The organism is Streptomyces sp. NBC_00310 (assembly GCF_036208085.1).
GTDB lineage: Bacteria > Actinomycetota > Actinomycetes > Streptomycetales > Streptomycetaceae > Streptomyces.
The window spans coordinates 9998960-10014234 of sequence record NZ_CP130714.1 but is presented as its reverse complement, the minus strand read 5'-3'; the positions used below and the strand labels follow the sequence as shown (position 1 = coordinate 10014234).

At 71.7% G+C, this 15275-nt stretch carries 15 protein-coding genes; 5 read left to right on the top strand and 10 right to left on the bottom strand.

The features are described 5' to 3' along the window. Nucleotides 1–18 precede the first annotated feature (18 nt). Entirely contained in the window at nt 19–264 is a 246-nt protein-coding gene (locus tag OG202_RS43685) for a hypothetical protein (RefSeq protein WP_405895851.1), read from the bottom strand. Between the two features lie 165 nt (nt 265–429). Between OG202_RS43685 and OG202_RS43680 the strand changes: the two genes are divergently transcribed. The 4 genes from OG202_RS43680 to OG202_RS43665 all read left to right on the top strand — a co-directional run bounded on the left by OG202_RS43680 (nt 430) and on the right by OG202_RS43665 (nt 4953). Further along, a complete protein-coding gene (locus OG202_RS43680; RefSeq protein WP_327726510.1) occupies nt 430–924 on the top strand; it encodes an FBP domain-containing protein in 495 nt (164 codons plus the stop codon). A gap of 170 nt (nt 925–1094) precedes the next feature. Further along, entirely contained in the window at nt 1095–2366 is a 1272-nt protein-coding gene (locus OG202_RS43675; RefSeq protein ID WP_327726511.1) for an FUSC family protein, read from the top strand. Nucleotides 2367–2401: 35 nt separating this feature from the next. After that, entirely contained in the window at nt 2402–3565 is a 1164-nt protein-coding gene (locus tag OG202_RS43670) for a hypothetical protein (RefSeq protein WP_327726512.1), read from the top strand. 134 nt (nt 3566–3699) lie between these two features. Further along, nucleotides 3700–4953: a lactonase family protein gene (locus OG202_RS43665; RefSeq protein ID WP_328224543.1), complete on the top strand. Its 1254-nt coding sequence runs from the start codon at nt 3700–3702 to the stop codon at nt 4951–4953. Here the strand turns inward: OG202_RS43665 and OG202_RS43660 are convergent. Both OG202_RS43660 and OG202_RS43655 read right to left on the bottom strand, forming a co-directional pair. Next, nucleotides 4921–5646 (bottom strand): DUF2470 domain-containing protein, encoded by a 726-nt coding sequence (locus tag OG202_RS43660; RefSeq protein WP_326574171.1) that lies wholly within the window; start codon nt 5644–5646, stop codon nt 4921–4923. The genes OG202_RS43665 and OG202_RS43660 overlap by 33 nt on opposite strands. A gap of 132 nt (nt 5647–5778) precedes the next feature. Further along, nucleotides 5779–6387 carry a TetR/AcrR family transcriptional regulator gene (locus tag OG202_RS43655; protein ID WP_326574172.1) on the bottom strand — a complete coding sequence of 203 codons (609 nt, stop codon included), beginning with the start codon at nt 6385–6387 and terminating at the stop codon, nt 5779–5781. Nucleotides 6388–6503: 116 nt separating this feature from the next. Between OG202_RS43655 and OG202_RS43650 the strand changes: the two genes are divergently transcribed. After that, a complete protein-coding gene (locus tag OG202_RS43650; protein WP_328224542.1) occupies nt 6504–8096 on the top strand; it encodes a cytochrome P450 in 1593 nt (530 codons plus the stop codon). Here OG202_RS43650 and OG202_RS43645 read toward each other — a convergent pair. The 7 genes from OG202_RS43645 to rhaS form a co-directional block, all read right to left on the bottom strand. Then, on the bottom strand, nt 8064–8903 hold the full coding sequence (locus tag OG202_RS43645) for a pentapeptide repeat-containing protein (protein ID WP_326574174.1): 840 nt from the start codon (nt 8901–8903) through the stop codon (nt 8064–8066). The two genes, OG202_RS43650 and OG202_RS43645, sit on opposite strands and share 33 nt — an antisense overlap. Nucleotides 8904–8950: 47 nt before the next feature. Continuing rightward, nucleotides 8951–9703, bottom strand: a complete 753-nt coding sequence (locus tag OG202_RS43640; protein WP_326574175.1) for a PIG-L deacetylase family protein — start codon at nt 9701–9703, stop codon at nt 8951–8953. Nucleotides 9704–9771: 68 nt separating this feature from the next. Beyond that, nucleotides 9772–11073, bottom strand: a complete 1302-nt coding sequence (locus tag OG202_RS43635) for an alpha/beta fold hydrolase (protein WP_327726517.1) — start codon at nt 11071–11073, stop codon at nt 9772–9774. A gap of 112 nt (nt 11074–11185) precedes the next feature. Then, nucleotides 11186–12211: a LacI family DNA-binding transcriptional regulator gene (locus OG202_RS43630; protein ID WP_326574177.1), complete on the bottom strand. Its 1026-nt coding sequence runs from the start codon at nt 12209–12211 to the stop codon at nt 11186–11188. A gap of 111 nt (nt 12212–12322) precedes the next feature. Continuing rightward, on the bottom strand, nt 12323–13753 hold the full coding sequence (locus OG202_RS43625; RefSeq protein ID WP_326574178.1) for a BNR repeat-containing protein: 1431 nt from the start codon (nt 13751–13753) through the stop codon (nt 12323–12325). A 58-nt stretch (nt 13754–13811) separates the two neighbouring features. Further along, nucleotides 13812–14132, bottom strand: coding sequence for an L-rhamnose mutarotase (locus tag OG202_RS43620; protein WP_326574179.1), 321 nt, complete (start codon nt 14130–14132; stop codon nt 13812–13814). A 50-nt stretch (nt 14133–14182) separates the two neighbouring features. Continuing rightward, complete coding sequence (rhaS, locus tag OG202_RS43615; protein WP_326574180.1) at nt 14183–15265, bottom strand: rhamnose ABC transporter substrate-binding protein; 1083 nt, start codon at nt 15263–15265, stop codon at nt 14183–14185. Nucleotides 15266–15275 lie beyond the last annotated feature (10 nt).

Sequence of the window (15275 nt, the reverse complement as noted above, 5' to 3'; positions counted from 1 at the left end):
GGGAGACCGGGTCCCGGTTCATCCGGCCGCGCAGACGTCCTCCCCATAGCGGCCCGAGGCGATCAGGTCCTCCAGCCACGGTCCGGAGTCCGCGCCGGGGTTCCGCTCGGCGTGGATCGTACGGAGGGCCTCACGGACGCCGGGTGCCCTGCGGAAGCCGTCACCGCGGACGTAGACACGGGCGCCGACGTCCAGCAGGGCCCACACCTCGTCGGCCTCGGCGGCGATCCGGTGCTGGACGAAGGCGGCACCGTCGACCGCCACCGAGGCCCGCCCCCTGGCCCTCCTCGCCGGCGGCGCCACCACCGCCCGCGCCTGTGCGCCAGAAAACCATTGGCCCCTCCCCAGAGAGACACGTACCTTAGGGCAATACCTAGTGCCACTAGGTTTCAGGTCCGGACACATAACCCCTTCACCGGAGGACCCACCATGAAGTCGCTCACCGAGCAGGACATCCGCACCTCGTTCGTCAACTGCTCGAAGGGGGAGGCGAAGCGGATCTCCGTGCCGCGTGATCTGGAGCAACGGCCCTGGGGGGACCTGGACTTCCTCGGCTGGCGTGACCCGGGCGCGCCCGACCGGAGCTATCTCGTCACCGAGCGCGGTGGGCGGCTCGTCGGTGTCACCTTGCGTTTCCCCTCCGCGCAGCGCGGCTTTCTGCACCGCAGCATGTGCTCGTTGTGTCTGACGACTCACCGGGGCGGCGGCGTCTCGTTGATGACGGCTCGTAAGGCGGGCGCGGCCGGGCGCGAGGGGAACTCCGTAGGCCTGTACATGTGCGCCGACCTGGCCTGTTCGCTGTATGTGCGGGGCAAGAAGGCCCTCGACGCGGGCAGCCGGTTCGAGGAGAGCCTCACGACGGACGAGCAGATCGCCCGGACGGTGGGCAATCTGTCCGCCTTCCTGGACAAGCTGTACGGCTGACCTACCGCTCCGGCATCCGCGCCGCCTCGACGTCGTGGAGACGGATGGCGGGCTGTCGCCACCTCCGGCGCCCTGACCTCCTCGTCCACCGGCCTTCTGCCGAATGACCCAGGTGACTACTGTCCTCGGTCAGGAGTTCGGTGGAGCGGCGGAACGGGAACAGCGCAAGGATGCGAGACGTACGTGGTGTGTGGGACCTGATCGGCACCCGGGTCGCCAAATGGCGGCAGGACCCGGTGATCGTGCAGTCGGTGCGGTCGGCGGCGGCCGCCACGGTGGCCTATGTGGTGGCGTTGCAGCTCAGTCCGGAGGCGGCGCCCCTGACGGCTCCGCTGACCGCGCTCCTCGTCGTGCAGGTGACCCTCTACGCCACGCTCACCACCGGGATCCGACGGGTGAACTCGGTGGTGGCCGGCGTGGTCATCGCCATCGGCTTCAGCGTCCTGGTCGGCCTCACCTGGTGGAGCCTCGCCCTGATCATCCTGGCCTCGCTCGCGGTGGGGCATCTGGTGCGGGTGAGCGAGTTCGTGCCCGAGGTGGCGATCAGCGCGATGCTGGTGCTCGGGGTGACCCGGGTCGGTGACACGGCGTGGGCGCGGGTTGTGGAGACGCTGATCGGCGCGGTCGTCGGGCTCGCCTTCAACCTCCTGCTCGCCCCCCCGGTGTGGGTGGAGGCGGCCGGTGAGTCCATCGAGGACCTGGCCCGGCGGATGCGGCGGCTGATGATCCGCGTCGGCGAGGAGGCCGCGGGCCGCACCCCGGCGGAGGCCGCGGCGGCCCGGCTCCACGAGGCCCGGGAACTCGACTTCGACATCGTCGAGGTGGACGCGGCCCTCAAGCAGGCCGAGGACAGCCTGAAGCTCAATCCGCGTGTACGGGAGGGTCTGCTGCACCGGGTGGTGCTGCGCACCGGGCTGGACACGCTGGAGATCTGCACGGTGGTCCTCAGGGTGCTGGCCCGCACCCTGACCGACCTCGCCCGTGAGCGCGAGCCGAGTCCGCTGTTCTCCGCCCAGGTGGGGGCGGCCATCGAGCAGCTGCTCGCCGAGATCGGTGACGCCGTGGTCAGCTTCGCGGTGCTGGTCACGACCGACGTCAGCCGGAGCGCCGAGTCCGCGGAGGACCGGCTCGCCGCCGAGCTGTCGACAGCCACCGCGACCCGCGACAAGCTGGCGCAGTTGCTCCTCGAAGGGGTCCAGCGGGACCCCGGTCACTGGCAACTGCACGGTGCCGTGCTGACGGAGGTCAACCGCATACTGGACGAGCTGGACACCGAGCACCGCTCCCAGCGGCTCCTGGAGGAGCTCGACCGCTGCACCCGTGAACAGCGCGAGCGCTCACCCCGGCTCACGCGCCTCCGCGACCGCGTGCGCATCCCACGCCCCCTTCGGCGGAACCGGTCGGGCCTCGCCGGTCGTGCTAAGTCACGTCCTACCAAGTGACACAGCACGAAGCGATATCGAGGGGAGCGTGCGGAATGGCCGAAGGCGCCGTGCGGATCGACGGGACCACACTGCATCTGCCGGGCGGTGTACAGGTGCGCTTCCAGCGGACCCTGCGTCTGCCGGAGACGGGCACGCACCAACTCCCGCCCGGCCTGGGCGACTTCCCGATCCGCCGGGTCGAGGACCACCCGCACACCGCTCCGCAGGAGATGCGGGCGCGCGGCGGCGTGATGCTCCCCGTGTACCTGCGCGAGGCGATGTGGCTGCACTTCGGCGGTTCCACGGAACCGGCCGCGCTCCAGGTCGGCGTCGGCAAGGTGTGCGCGGTGTCGGGCAAGCCGTGGAGCGGCACCCTCTCCCGTGATCCGCAGAACTACGTGGTGCTGCCGCGTCAGCCGTGGCTGGACGGCGTCAACTCCGGCAAGGGCACGGTCAGGCAGTTCGTGGCCGTCCCCCTCGGGCTGGGCGCCACGGTCGAGGGCCAGGTCACCGGCGAGGAGGTGTTCGGCGGGGTCCAGCTGCAGTCGTTCCCGCTGAACGACGAGCAGCTCGCCGTGTGGCGGCGGGAGGAGCGACTGCGCGCCGAGCGGGAGCGGAACATCGGCCCGGTCGGCGGCTATGGCGGCTACGGCGGTACGGGCGCGGTGCCGATGCCGCCGCCGGGTGCCGTCCCGATGGCGCCCCCGTCCACCGGCGCCCCCTTGCCCCCTGCGCCGGGCGGGCCGATGCCTCCGGGTGCCGCGTACCCGATGGCGGCCCCCGGCGCTGCCCCGATGCGCGGCGCGCCCGCGGCCCCCTCCCGGGCTCCGGCCGCGATGGGCCTCGGGGTCGGCGGCTCGATGCGTCAGGAGGTCTACCGGGACACCTGGCCGCGCGGCAGCTGGGCCGAGCAGCCGGCCGGGCGGATCTTCGTGCACCTCGTCACGCCGCCCGAGTGGCGCCGGATCACCGGGGAGGCCCCGCCGCCGTCGCCCGTGGACCGCGCGGCCTACACCCGGGCCGGGCTTCCGTGGTTCGAGTACTACGACGACGACCAGGACGCCCACGACCTCGCCCCGGCCGACGCCCTCGGCACGGTGAAGCCGGTCGGCGACTGGCTCGGCGACGACCTCGACCCATGGCAGGCACCCGCCCCCGGCCAGATCAAGCCGCTAGGTGACGCGCCGGGCCGTCCGATCCAGGACGGCGACTGGTAGCCGGTCCCGACGGCCGGCGCGAGGACGACGGCGGGTGTCGCATGGCGCGCGACGCCCGCCGCCGTCTTTGCGCCGGGGCGCTCGTACCCGTCAAGGTGGTGACGGCCGAGACGAGCGACACCCGAGGTGCACCTATGACGAGTGAGGCGGTTGGGGACCGAGGCGGCTGGAGCAGGCGCCATGTCCTGAGTCTGATGGCGGGGGCGGCCGGTACGGCCGCCCTGGCCGGCTGCGCGGGCTCCGACGGGACGAACGGGTCCACGTCGTCCTCGCCCGCTCCGAACGCCCCGACGGCCCCATCGGCGGAGGCGGAGACGGAGACGGGAACCGAGTCCGCAACCGCCTCGCCCTCCCCCACCGGCCCCCGACCCCTCTACATCGGCACGTACACCTCGGCCGAGGGGGGCGGCACCGGTATCGGTGTGGCGACGTACGACGCCCGCAGTGGCCGTATCGCGGGCAAGGGGACGATCACCGGTGTCGGCGACCCGTCGTACCTCGCCGTACACCCGAACGGCCGAACGCTGTACGCCGTGAACGAGCGGCCGGAGGGCGGGGTGACCGCCGTACGACTGTCCGACCGTAAGGTCCTCGGCACCCGGAGCAGCGGCGGCGAGGCACCCTGCCAGCTGTCGGTGCATCCGAGCGGGCGGTGGCTGCTGAGCGCGAACTACGGCTCGGGAAGTGTCGCCGTGCATCCGGTTCAGGCGTCGGGCGCACTGGGCGAGCGCACGGATCTGGTGGTGCACAGCAGTCCGGCGCCGGGCCCGGGGCAGGAGGGGCCGCACGCGCACCAGATCATCACGAGCCCCGACGGCGGTCATGTCCTCGCCGTCGATCTGGGCACCGACACGGTCTACACCTACCGCCTGGACGAGTCCCGGGGCACGCTCGCCGAGGTCTCGCGGACGCGCACCCGGTCGGGCGCGGGGCCCCGGCACCTCACCTTCCACCCGGGAGGCCGGTACGCCTATCTCGCCAACGAGGTCGACAACACGGTCGTGGTCTGCTCCTACGATCCCGGCAGCGGGCGGCTCACCCCGGGCGATCCGCAGTCCACGGGCACGGGTTCGGGCACGAACTACCCGGCGCAGCTGGTGGTGACGCCGGACGGCTCGTACGCGTATCTCGCCAACCGGGGACACGACAGCCTGACGCGCTACGCGGTCGAGGCGTCAGGCGCGCGGCTGAAGCTGCTGGACACCGTGCCGGTCGGCGGGGACTTCCCGCGTCAGATCGCCCTCTCACCGGACGGGGGCCTGCTGTTCGCCGCGCTTCAGCGGTCGAGCGCGGTCAGCGTCTTCCGGGTCGACCCGAAGACTGGTGGACTGCGGAGCGCGGGCGGGCCGTTCGCGTCACCCGTCGCCGTCTGTGCGCTGCCGCTGTAGGGCGCGCGGGCAGGACGCGGCGCTCGCCTGGGAGAGCAGGATGTGCATCCGCTCGGTGAGCTGCGCCATGTCGTCGGCGGGCTTGTGGAACGTCAGCCGGACGTCGCCGTTGCCGCGGGCCCGCTCGACGCGCAGGGTCAGACCGTGCCGGTCGACGGCGAGCGGCTGGACGCGGACGGCGCCGTGCAGGCTGTCGTGCGGGACGAGCCGGGTGAGGCGCTCGACGGCGTCGGGGTGCGCGTCGGCGAGGTGGGTCAGCAGCCGGGACTCGGCCGTGGCCAGTGGATCCGGCCGGGCGGCGGCGAAGTCGTCGAGGTCGACCACGACCGCGCCGGACGGCTCGCGCAGCACGATGCGGGTGGGCCGGAACTCCAGGTCGCCGTCCTTGGGCGCGAACCAGCCGGCGATCCAGAGCCGGGCCCGGATACGACTGCGGACGGGGACGGGTGCCACGTCGGCGAACTCCAGCACGGCGGACGGCTCGCCGCGCGGTGCGCAGATCGCGGCGGCGACGAGCGTGCTGTCCTCGGGGACGCGCAGGATCACCCGGCCGTCCTCGGTGACGGTGTGCGCGCCGACGAACTCCTCGCGGCCGCCCTCGGCGGTCACCGCGCAGGACCACGCCGCCGCGAGCACCGAGCGGGCACGCTCCGCCGCGGCGGGCGCGGCCGTCCAGGTGTGACGGTCACCCATCCCAAACCTCCCTCATTAGGTAAGCCTTGCCTAACCTATCGAAGATCGGGGCGTACGCCAACCACCGCCCGCCCTTCCGTGCGTTCCCGGTTCGCCGCGGCGCACCGCAGGCGGTTCGCGAGCGGGCCGGACTCAGGGCGCGAGCACCCCGAACAGCGCCCGTGCGCACAGGTCCCGCACCTGTTCCCGGGTCAACTCCGAGCCCCTCAGCCACTCCAGACAGACGGCGGTCGTGAACGACAGCCATCCGCGCACGGCGAGCCGCATCTCCGGCCGCCCGTCGAGCGCCGCCGCGAACTCCGCGTCCGACGCCAGCGCCGCCAGGATCTGCGCCTCCTGCGCGGCCAGCGCCCGCTGATAGACCTTGCGCACGGCCTGGTCGCCGGTGGCGTCGGCACGGTGGAAGGCCCGGAAGCCGTGGGCGTGCTCCTCGACGTGCGCGAGGAACGCGTCGAGCCCGGCCGCGAGCCGCTCGCGCGCCGACCGGCCCGGAGCGGGGGTCATGATCCGCAGCATCCGCTCGCTCTCGCGCTCCACGACGGCCGCGAAGAAGTCCCGTTTGTTCGGGAAGTAGTGGTACAGCAGCCCGCGGGAGACGCCGGCGATCTCGGCCACCTGCTCGATCCAGACGTCGTCGTACGGGCTCTCCGAGAAGAGCCGGGCCCCGACCGCGAGGAGCTGCTCCCGCCGTTCCCCGGTACTGAGCCGACGACGCGGGCGCTCTTCCTGTCCGGCTGCCATGCCGTCACCTTACTTGACGTGGGTTCAACAACGGGACGAGACTGAGCCCGCTATTGAACCCGAGTACAACAGCCGCGGCGGCTTCGGCACGGCGTACGCGCGAGGGAGATGTGGTCATGACGGCGACGACGGGGACCGCGACCGCCAGGGGTTTCCGCAGCGCGGAGCTGGGCTGGCCCGAGCTGCACCGCATACCGCACCCGCCGTACCGGCTGCCCGTGATCGGCGACGCGCTCGGCACGAACGTGCGGACGCCGATCCAGGACTCCCTGCGCCTCGGGCGGCGGCTCGGGCCGATCTTCCGGCGGAAGGCGTTCGGCAAGGAGATCGTGTTCGTCGGGGGCGCCGGGCTCGCGGCCGAGCTGGCGGACGAGTCGCGGTTCGCCAAGCATGTGGGCCTGGGGGTCGCGAATCTGCGCCCGGTGGCCGGGGACGGGCTCTTCACCGCGTACAACCACGAGCCCAACTGGCAGCTCGCGCACGACGTCCTCGCCCCCGGCTTCAGCCGGGAGGCCATGGCCGGTTACCACCCGATGATGCTCGACGTCGCCGAGCGGCTGATGGAGCACTGGGACCGGGCGGGTGCGGCGGGCGACACCGTGGACATACCCGGCGACATGACCAAGCTGACGCTGGAGACGATCGCCCGCACGGGTTTCGGCCACGACTTCGGCTCCTTCGAGCGCACCCGGCCGCATCCCTTCGTCGCCGCGATGGTCGGCACCCTGACGTACGCCCAGCGCCGCAACGTCGTCCCCGACCCGCTGGTACCGCTGCTGCTGCGGGGCGCCGCCCGGCACAACCGGACGGACATGGCGTACCTGAACGAAACCGTCGACGCGGTGGTACGGGCGCGGCGGTCCTCCGGTGACGGCGGCACCGGCAGCGGTGGCGGGGGTCGCGCTCGTGGCAGCGGCGCCGGTGACGGTGGCGCCGGTGACGGTGGCGGTGACCTGCTCGACCGGATGCTGGAGACCGCGCATCCGGAGACCGGGGAGCGGCTGTCCGCCGAGAACGTCCGACGCCAGGTCATCACCTTCCTGATCGCCGGGCACGAGACCACCTCGGGCGCCTTGTCCTTCGCCCTGCACTACCTCGCCCGGCATCCGGACCTGGCCGCCCGCGCCCGCGCCGAGGTGGACCGGGTGTGGGGCGACACGGTGCGGCCCGGCTACGAGCAGGTGGCCAGGCTGCGATATGTGCGCCGGGTACTGGACGAGGCGCTGCGGCTGTGGCCGACGGCGCCCGCCTTCTCGCGGGAGGCCCGCGAGGACACCGTGCTCGGCGGGGTCCATCCGATGCGGCGGGGCGCCTGGGCGCTGGTCCTGACGGCGATGCTGCACCGGGATCCGGAGGTCTGGGGCGCGGACGCCGAGCGGTTCGACCCGGACCGCTTCGACGCGGCGGCCGTACGCGCCCGGGCCCCGCACACGTTCAAGCCGTTCGGCACGGGTGCGCGGGCCTGTATCGGCCGCCAGTTCGCGCTCCACGAGGCCACGTTGGTGCTGGGGTTGATGCTGCGCCGATACGAGTTGAGCCCGGAGCCGGCGTACCGGCTGCGGGTGGCGGAGCGGCTGACGCTGATGCCGGACGGGCTGCGGCTGAACGTGGAGCGGCGGGTGGGCACGGGGCCCGGCGCCCCGCGGGTGCCGTCGTCGCCGTCGCCTTCATCGCCGTCACGTCGTCCAGTGACCGGGGCGGGTGACTGACGTCGGCAGCCGGGTCCCGGCGCTGCCGCGTGCCGCGTTGAGCTGGGGCTGGGTCAGGAAGAAGGCGCCGGTCAGGTCCGCGTCGGTGAGGTCGGCGTCACGGAGGTCGGCGCCGATCAGGTCCGCGCCGCGCAGATCGGCGCCGGTCAGGTCGGCTGCGATGAGGTAGGCACCGCGCAGGTTGGCCTTTCTGAGGTCGGCGCCCTTGAGGCGCGCGCCGATGAGGTCGGCGCCGCGCCGGTTCCGCTTGCGTCCGGCGCCCGTTCGCATGAGGTCGCTGACCCTCAGCAGCAGCTCGTTGACGCGCTGCCGGTGCGCGGCGACGTCCAGCTCTCCCAGTTCCTCGGCCGTCCGCCGGGTCAGCCGCTCGGTCTCGTCGAGGGCCCGGCGGAGGTCGGCGTGCACCGGGCGGGCGGCGGGCAGGGTCAGCGACTCGGTCAAGTACCAGAGCAGTTCGTGGAGTTGACGCACGACGGGGAACACGTCGAACATCCGCCGGGCGTGCTCGCGGCCGCCCGTACGCCAGTTCTCGCCTCCGAAGGTGACCTGGGAGACCTTCTGCCCGGCGCCGAAGCAGTCGTAGACCGTGCAGCCGGTGAAGCCCTCGTCCCTCAGCCGGGTGTGGATACCGCACCGGAAGTCCTCCCCGAGGTTTCCGCACGCCTTGCCCGCGGCCTTGTCGACGGCGAAGTCGGCCGAGGCGGTGAAGGGCAGGGCGACACAGCACAGGCCGAAGCAGCCGGCGCAGTCCGCGCGCAGTTCGCGCAGGTCATGCGGAGGGAGGGGCTCACCGGATCGTTGTTCCATACGGGTCACCCTACGAGAATCGCCGACGGGCCTCCGGGTGCGCGGCGTCAGCGGGCGAACACCTCGAAGGCCACGGCCGGTGTACCCCCGAAGCGCTCCCCGGTGGTGCGGGCGTAGCCGGTGAGGAAGTCGCGTACGTACGTCTCGGGGTCCTCCTTCGTCAGCACGTCCAGGTAGGTGCGGTGTTCCAGGAGGGAGGCGACCGCGCGGTCCAGGCCGGGGGTGGCGTCGACGGCGTGGGTGGGGGTGGAGGACCCCGCGACGGCGACCCAGCGGACGCCGTTCCAGGGTTCCAGGCCCTGCTCGACGAGTTCGGGGAAGATCCAGCGGTTTCCGGCGTCGCCGGCGGCGTCGAGCGTGGCGCGACCCACCGCCACGTGGTCGGGGGTGTTCCAGGCGACCCCGCCCCAGGTGTCGCGGTGGTTGAGGGTGATGAGCAGTTCGGGGCGGTGCCGGCGGACGGCCGCCGCGATGTCCCGGCGCAGGGCGGGGCCGTACTCGATGACACCGTCCTCGTGGTCGAGGAACTCGACCTCCGACACGCCCACGACGGCCGCGCTCGCCCGCTGCTCCCGCTCCCGAAGCGGGCCGCACCGCGCGGGCTCCAGGGTGTCGATGCCCGCCTCGCCCCGCGTCGCCAGGACGTAGGCGACCTCGCGGCCCTCGTCGGTCCACGCGGCGATCGCCGCCGAGCAGCCGTACTCGAGGTCGTCCGGGTGGGCCACGACGGCGAGGGCGCGTCGCCAGTCGTCGGGCATGGGCTTGAGCTGGTCCGGCTGGTCCTTCCGCGGGTCGGTCATGCCCGCACAGTAGCCCGCGGCGCCGGCGACCGCGCCGGACGGACACGGCCCGGCTCAGCCGCCGTCGCTCACTCCTCGTCCCGCGTCAGCGCCAGCAACCGGTCCAGCACCCTCGGCCCGCCGGCGCGTACGCCGTCGTGCTCGAACTCGTCCGTGACCCAGGTGCGCAGGCCCCGGATGGCGCGGGCGGTCCGCAGGGAGTGGGCCGTGTCGACGTACATGTCGTCGTGGTAGACCGCGGCGGCGACCGGGACCTCGTTGACGGCGAGACGATCCGGTTCGTACAGGGGGAGCCAGCCCCGCCGCGTCGCCAGGTCCTCCGCGGTCTCGCGCAGCGGGCGCAGGGCGGGGTCGTTGTCGAACATCCAGGGGTGCACGGACTCCCCCGTGAACAGCAGCGGGCCGTCGCCTGTCAGTGTCTTGGCGGCGTCGAACTGCGGGAACTCGTGGCGCACCCGCTCCGCCGCCCAGTCCGTGGCGCCCGGGTCCTGTCCGTAGATCGCCTCGTGGAGGAGCGCGTACAGCGGGTGGCCCGCGTACGACAGCAGCCCCTGGGCCTGCTCCTGGAAGGAGTCGGACAGGCCGGGGCCCCGCGGGGTGCGGACGAAGGCGTCCTCCAGCAGGAAGTGCAGCCGGTGGCTGCCGTCGCCGCGGCCGAGGAGGATGCCCAGGGACTGGAAGGCCTCGACGGTGAACCGGTAGCCGTTCGGGAGGACGACGTCGTGCTGGAGCAGGTGATCGGCGATCCGCCGGGCCCGCTCGACGTCCTGCGGGTAGCGGGCGTAGTGCGCGGCGACCTTGCGTTCGACACGCGGGTAGGCCGCCCGGTAGACGTCGTCGGCGTTGGCGTCCAGGGAGGGCAGTCCGCCGGTGATGACGGCGGTGCTCAGGCCCTCGGGCGCGCGGGACAGATAGGTGACCGCGCAGAAGCCGCCGAAGCTCTGGCCGAGGACGGCCCAGGGGGCGCCGCCGGTGACCTGGCGGCGGATGGCCTCGCAGTCACGGACGATGGAGTCGGCGCGGAAGTGGGCGAGGTAGTCGGCCTGTTCGCCGGGGCCGCCGCGCAGCGGGAGGGTCTGGCGGTTGGCGGGGGTGGAGGCACCCGTGCCGCGCTGGTCGAGGAGCAGGACCCGGTACTCCTTGAGGGCCCGGTCCAGCCACGCCTCGCGGCCGACGAAGCGGTTGGCCCCGAAGCCGGGGCCGCCCTGCAGATAGACCAGCCACGGCAGTTCGGCGTCCGCCTTGTCGCTCGCGACGACCTCGCGCGCGTAGAGCTCGATCCGCTCCCCCGCCGGGTCGTCGTGGTCGAGGGGGACGGTGAAGCGGCGGTCGGTGAGGACGACACCGGGCTGGCGGTAGCTGACGGACAACAGGGCTCCCTGAGCGGACGGATTCCGGGCCGTGGTCCAGTCCAGCACAGATTCTTCGCCCGGCCGACCCCCGTGGATCAAGAAATTCCCGGCAGCCCTACTGAACGACGGCTCAGCGTGCCGAGAGGCTGGAGCGCCGCACCACCAGCTCCGGCTGGAGGACGACCCGTCGGTGCTCGTGCGGGGCGGGCGCCGTGTCGGCCTCGGTCTCCTCCAGGAGGAGTTCGGCGGCCAGAGCGCCCATGGTGACGGCGGGCTGCCGTACGGAGGTGAGGGGGACGGCGGCCGCGGCGGCGAACTCGATGTCGTCGTAGCCGACGATGGCGAGGTCCTCGGGAACGCTCACGCCGGCCGCGTACATGGCCTGGAGCACGCCGAGGGCGAGCAGGTCGTTGGCGCAGAAGACGGCGGTCGGGCGGTCGGCGAGGCCGAGGAGCCGGGCGCCCGCGTCGCGGCCGGCGGCCACGTCGAGGCGTTCGGTGGGCAGCTCGCGCAGCGCGTCGGCGCCGAGTCCAGCCTCCCGCAGGGCGCCCAGGGCACCCGTACGGCGGTCGCGGACCTGGTTGAGGCCCGCCGGTCCGCTGACGTACGCGATGGAACGGTGGCCCGCGTCGACCAGATGGCGGACGGCGAGCGCGCCGCCCGCGACGTCGTCGACGGAGACCGAGCACTCGGTGGTGCCCTCGGCGACGCGGTCGACGAGGACGAAGGGGATGCCGTGGCGGCGGAACGCCTCGATGTTGCGTCCGGTCGCGTCGGCCGGGGTGAGCAGCACACCGCGCACCCGCTGTTCGGCGAAGAGCGAGAGGTACTCGGCCTCCTCGCCCGCGCTCTGCGCGCTGTTGCAGACCATCACGCCCAGTCCGGCGTCGCGCGCGGCCCGCTCGGCACCGCGCGCGACGTCGACGAAGAAGGGGTTGCCCATGTCGAGCACGAGCAACGCCATGATGCGGCTCCGCCCGGCCCTCAGCTGGCGCGCCGACTCGCTGCGGACATAGCCGAGGCGGTCTATCGCGGACAACACGCGGGCACGGGTCTCGGACGCCACCGTGTCCGGGCGGTTGATCACGTTCGAGACCGTACCCACGGAGACGCCGGCGACGCGGGCAACGTCCTTGATACCCACCGACTGGGCCATCGGGCAGGACCTCCAAAAGGGCTGGGGCGGCGGGTGCGCCCTCACATTACCTTCGTGCCCGTCACAGAAAGCCTGCGACCTGGGCACACCCGCCACGGGGACTGCGTCAGATCACGCGGGCAGGCTGAAGTTCAGGGAGCGGAGCGCCGAGGGCGTCGTTCCGCTGGACTTCACCTGATACATGACCGACAGGAAGTGGTCCTGACCGATCCGGCTCTCGTCGAACACGACTTCACCGAAGGCGTTCAGGCCGGCGCCGACACCGTCGTACAGCATCGTCCAGTCCGTATACCCCGAGGCCGCGGAAGCGCCGGCGATCCGGAGGAAGGGGAAGATCGCGTAGGCGTTGTTGTACTTGTCGAGGAACAGCTTGGTGCGCTGGCTGGAGTTCAGCGGCACCGGTATCTCGGTCTTCTGCCAGGTGCCGGAGGCGTTCTTGCGGACGTGGAAGGCACGGCCGTTGTTGGTGCGGTCGGTGACGTAGTTCGTCGTGCACTGCCCGAAACGGCCGGGGACGTAGCTGATGATCGCGTGAGGGCGTCCCGCCGAGTCGGTCCACTGGCTCTCCTGGTTCATCAGGGAGTGGTCCGGGTTCAGCGAGTCGATCACCAGACCGCTGTCGGTGACGGAGACCCGGTCGGAGCTACCCGTGGTGCCGACGACGGTGCCCGCGTTGTTGCGCCAGGTGCGGCCGCGGTCGTCCGAGTAGACGTAGCCGGTGTCGTGGTTGGTGATGCCGCCGCTGTTGCACATCACGGCGCCGTTCTGCTCACGCCAGGTGAAGAAGGAGTGCAGACGGCCGTTCGCGTCGTAGTCGATGCCGTGCAGGTACATGTTGCGGGCCGTGCTCGAGCCGTGCTCGCTGGTGTAGGTGCCGGTGGAGCTGGTCCACTCGCCGAGGTTGGTCCAGGACGTGCCGTCGTACTCGGCGATGGCGTTGCGGCCGTTGCCGGAGATGGCGACGCGGTAGCTCAGCTGGAGCTTGCCCTCGGGCGTGGAGATGAACTGCGGGTAGGTGAACTGCGAGGTGAGCGCGAGCCCGTCGAGGGTGGACTGGGGGGCGCCGAAGCGGCTCGTGGTCCAGCTCAGTCCGCCGGGGTTGTCCATGAGGCCGGCCACCGACTTGACGTAGGTGAAGCCGTCGCTGTGGGAGTCCATGTTGAGGTGCAGTCGGCCGTCGACCTTGGAGATGCCCATGGAGATGACGTTGTGGGAGTCGTCGTACCGCAGGGTGTGACCGACCTTGACGGTGGACCAGGTGTTCGAACCGAACACACGGCGGCCGACGACGGCGTTGCGGTCGGCGGTGTACCAGACGGCGTACTGGTAGCCCTTGTAGGTAAGCATCGCGTTCTTCTGGAACGCGTTGTTGTTGACCAGGCCGTTGTACGACACGAAGAAGAGGGCCTGGGTGTCGAGCGTGGTGGTGCCGGTCAGGGTGACCGAAGGACCGGGGTCGGCGGCGCGGGCGGTGGTGACGCCGAGGACGGGGGTCACCACGGCACCGGCGAGTGCGGCGCCGAGCAGCGTACGTCTCTTCATCTCGGGGACTCCATTGTCGAGCGAGGTGGGGAGGGGGAGGGTGCTGCGGCGTGGGGGGTCAGGCGAGGTGGAAGACCTCGGTGAGGGGTTTCATGGCCTCGTCGGGCCGGGCGCCGTCGAGGGACTCGAAGAACGGCGCCATCTCCTTCTGCCAGCGGGCGTTGACCTCGGCGGCCTCCATGCCGGCCAGGGCGGCCTGGAAGTCCTCGGTCTCCAGATAGCCGACGAGCAGGCCGTCGTCGCGCAGGAAGAGGGAGTAGTTGTGCCAGCCGGTGGCCGAGAGCGCCTGAAGCATCTCCGGCCACACGGCGGCGTGCCGCTCGCGGTACTCGTCGATCCGTTCCGCACGGACCTTGAGGAGGAAGCAGACGCGCTGCATGAGATACCGCTCCTGGGGTGAGGGGGGTGGCTGTAACGCGGGGTCGCGGATCAGAAGTTGAACTTGTCGATGTTGTCCTTGGTGAAGACGGTCGGCTTGCCGAGGCTGATGACGCCGTCCTTGCCGATGGTGTACTCGCCCATGTCACCGGCGGTGAAGGTCTCGCCCTCCTTGCCGGTGATCTGGCCGGAGACCAGCGCCACCGCGGTACGGGCGGCCAGCTCGCCGAGCTTCGCCGGGTCCCACAGCTCGAAGCCCTCGACCGTGCCGTCCTTGACGTACTTGCGCATGTCGTTGGGGGTGCCGAGGCCGGTCAGCTTGACCTTGCCCTTGTACTTCGAGCCCGACAGGTACTGGGCGGCGGCCTTGATGCCGACCGTGGTCGGGGAGATGATCCCCTTCAGGTTCGGGTACTCCTGGAGCAGGCCCTGGGTCTGCTGGAAGGACTTCTGGGCGTCGTCGTCACCGTAGACGACCTTGACGAGCTTGATGTCCTTGTACTTGGCGTCCTTGAGTTCGTCCTTCATGAACTCGATCCAGGTGTTCTGGTTGGTCGCCGTCTGCGCGGCCGACAGGACCGCGATCTCGCCCTTGTAGCCGATCTGCTCGGCGAGCAGCTGGACCTCGGTGCGGCCCAGGTCCTCGGCGCTGGCCTGCGAGACGAAGGCGTTGCGGCACTCCGGCTTGGTGTCGGAGTCGTAGGTGACGACCTTGATGTCGTTGCTCATGGCCTGCTTGAGCGCGGTGCACAGGGCACCCGGGTCCTGCGCGGAGACGGCCATGGCGTCGACCTGCTGCTGGGTGAGCGTGTTGACGTAGTTGACCTGGCCGGAGGTGTCCGTGGCGCTGGACGGGCCGACCTCCTTGTAGCTGGAACCCAGCTCCTTCAGGGCCGCCTCGCCGCCCTTGTCGGCGGAGGTGAAGTACGGGTTGTTGACCTGCTTGGGCAGGAAGCCGACGGTCAGGCCCTTCTTCAGCTCGGCGTTCGGGTCGGCCTTGCCGGTGGCCGCCGCGGAGGCGGAGTCGTCCTTGACGTCGCTCTTCGTGGTGCCGCCACAGGCGGTGGCGGCGAGGGCGAAGGAGGTGACGGCGGCGAGCGCCGCACAGGAACGACGGAGGGTTGCCTTGCGCATGACGAGGGTT

Excerpts from the sequence above, each read along its gene's own strand:
- OG202_RS43625 (WP_326574178.1), bottom strand. The coding sequence starts at position 13,753 with ATGAAGAGACGTACGCTGCTCGGCGCCGCACTCGCCGGTGCCGTGGTG.
- OG202_RS43675 (WP_327726511.1), top strand. The coding sequence starts at position 1,095 with ATGCGAGACGTACGTGGTGTGTGGGACCTGATCGGCACCCGGGTCGCC.
- OG202_RS43630 (WP_326574177.1), bottom strand. The coding sequence starts at position 12,211 with ATGGCCCAGTCGGTGGGTATCAAGGACGTTGCCCGCGTCGCCGGCGTC.
- rhaS (WP_326574180.1), bottom strand. The coding sequence starts at position 15,265 with ATGCGCAAGGCAACCCTCCGTCGTTCCTGTGCGGCGCTCGCCGCCGTC.
- OG202_RS43640 (WP_326574175.1), bottom strand. The coding sequence starts at position 9,703 with ATGACCGACCCGCGGAAGGACCAGCCGGACCAGCTCAAGCCCATGCCC.
- OG202_RS43670 (WP_327726512.1), top strand. The coding sequence starts at position 2,402 with ATGGCCGAAGGCGCCGTGCGGATCGACGGGACCACACTGCATCTGCCG.
- OG202_RS43645 (WP_326574174.1), bottom strand. The coding sequence starts at position 8,903 with ATGGAACAACGATCCGGTGAGCCCCTCCCTCCGCATGACCTGCGCGAA.
- OG202_RS43620 (WP_326574179.1), bottom strand. The coding sequence starts at position 14,132 with ATGCAGCGCGTCTGCTTCCTCCTCAAGGTCCGTGCGGAACGGATCGAC.
- OG202_RS43665 (WP_328224543.1), top strand. The coding sequence starts at position 3,700 with ATGACGAGTGAGGCGGTTGGGGACCGAGGCGGCTGGAGCAGGCGCCAT.
- OG202_RS43660 (WP_326574171.1), bottom strand. The coding sequence starts at position 5,646 with ATGGGTGACCGTCACACCTGGACGGCCGCGCCCGCCGCGGCGGAGCGT.
- OG202_RS43655 (WP_326574172.1), bottom strand. The coding sequence starts at position 6,387 with ATGGCAGCCGGACAGGAAGAGCGCCCGCGTCGTCGGCTCAGTACCGGG.
- OG202_RS43650 (WP_328224542.1), top strand. The coding sequence starts at position 6,504 with ATGACGGCGACGACGGGGACCGCGACCGCCAGGGGTTTCCGCAGCGCG.
- OG202_RS43680 (WP_327726510.1), top strand. The coding sequence starts at position 430 with ATGAAGTCGCTCACCGAGCAGGACATCCGCACCTCGTTCGTCAACTGC.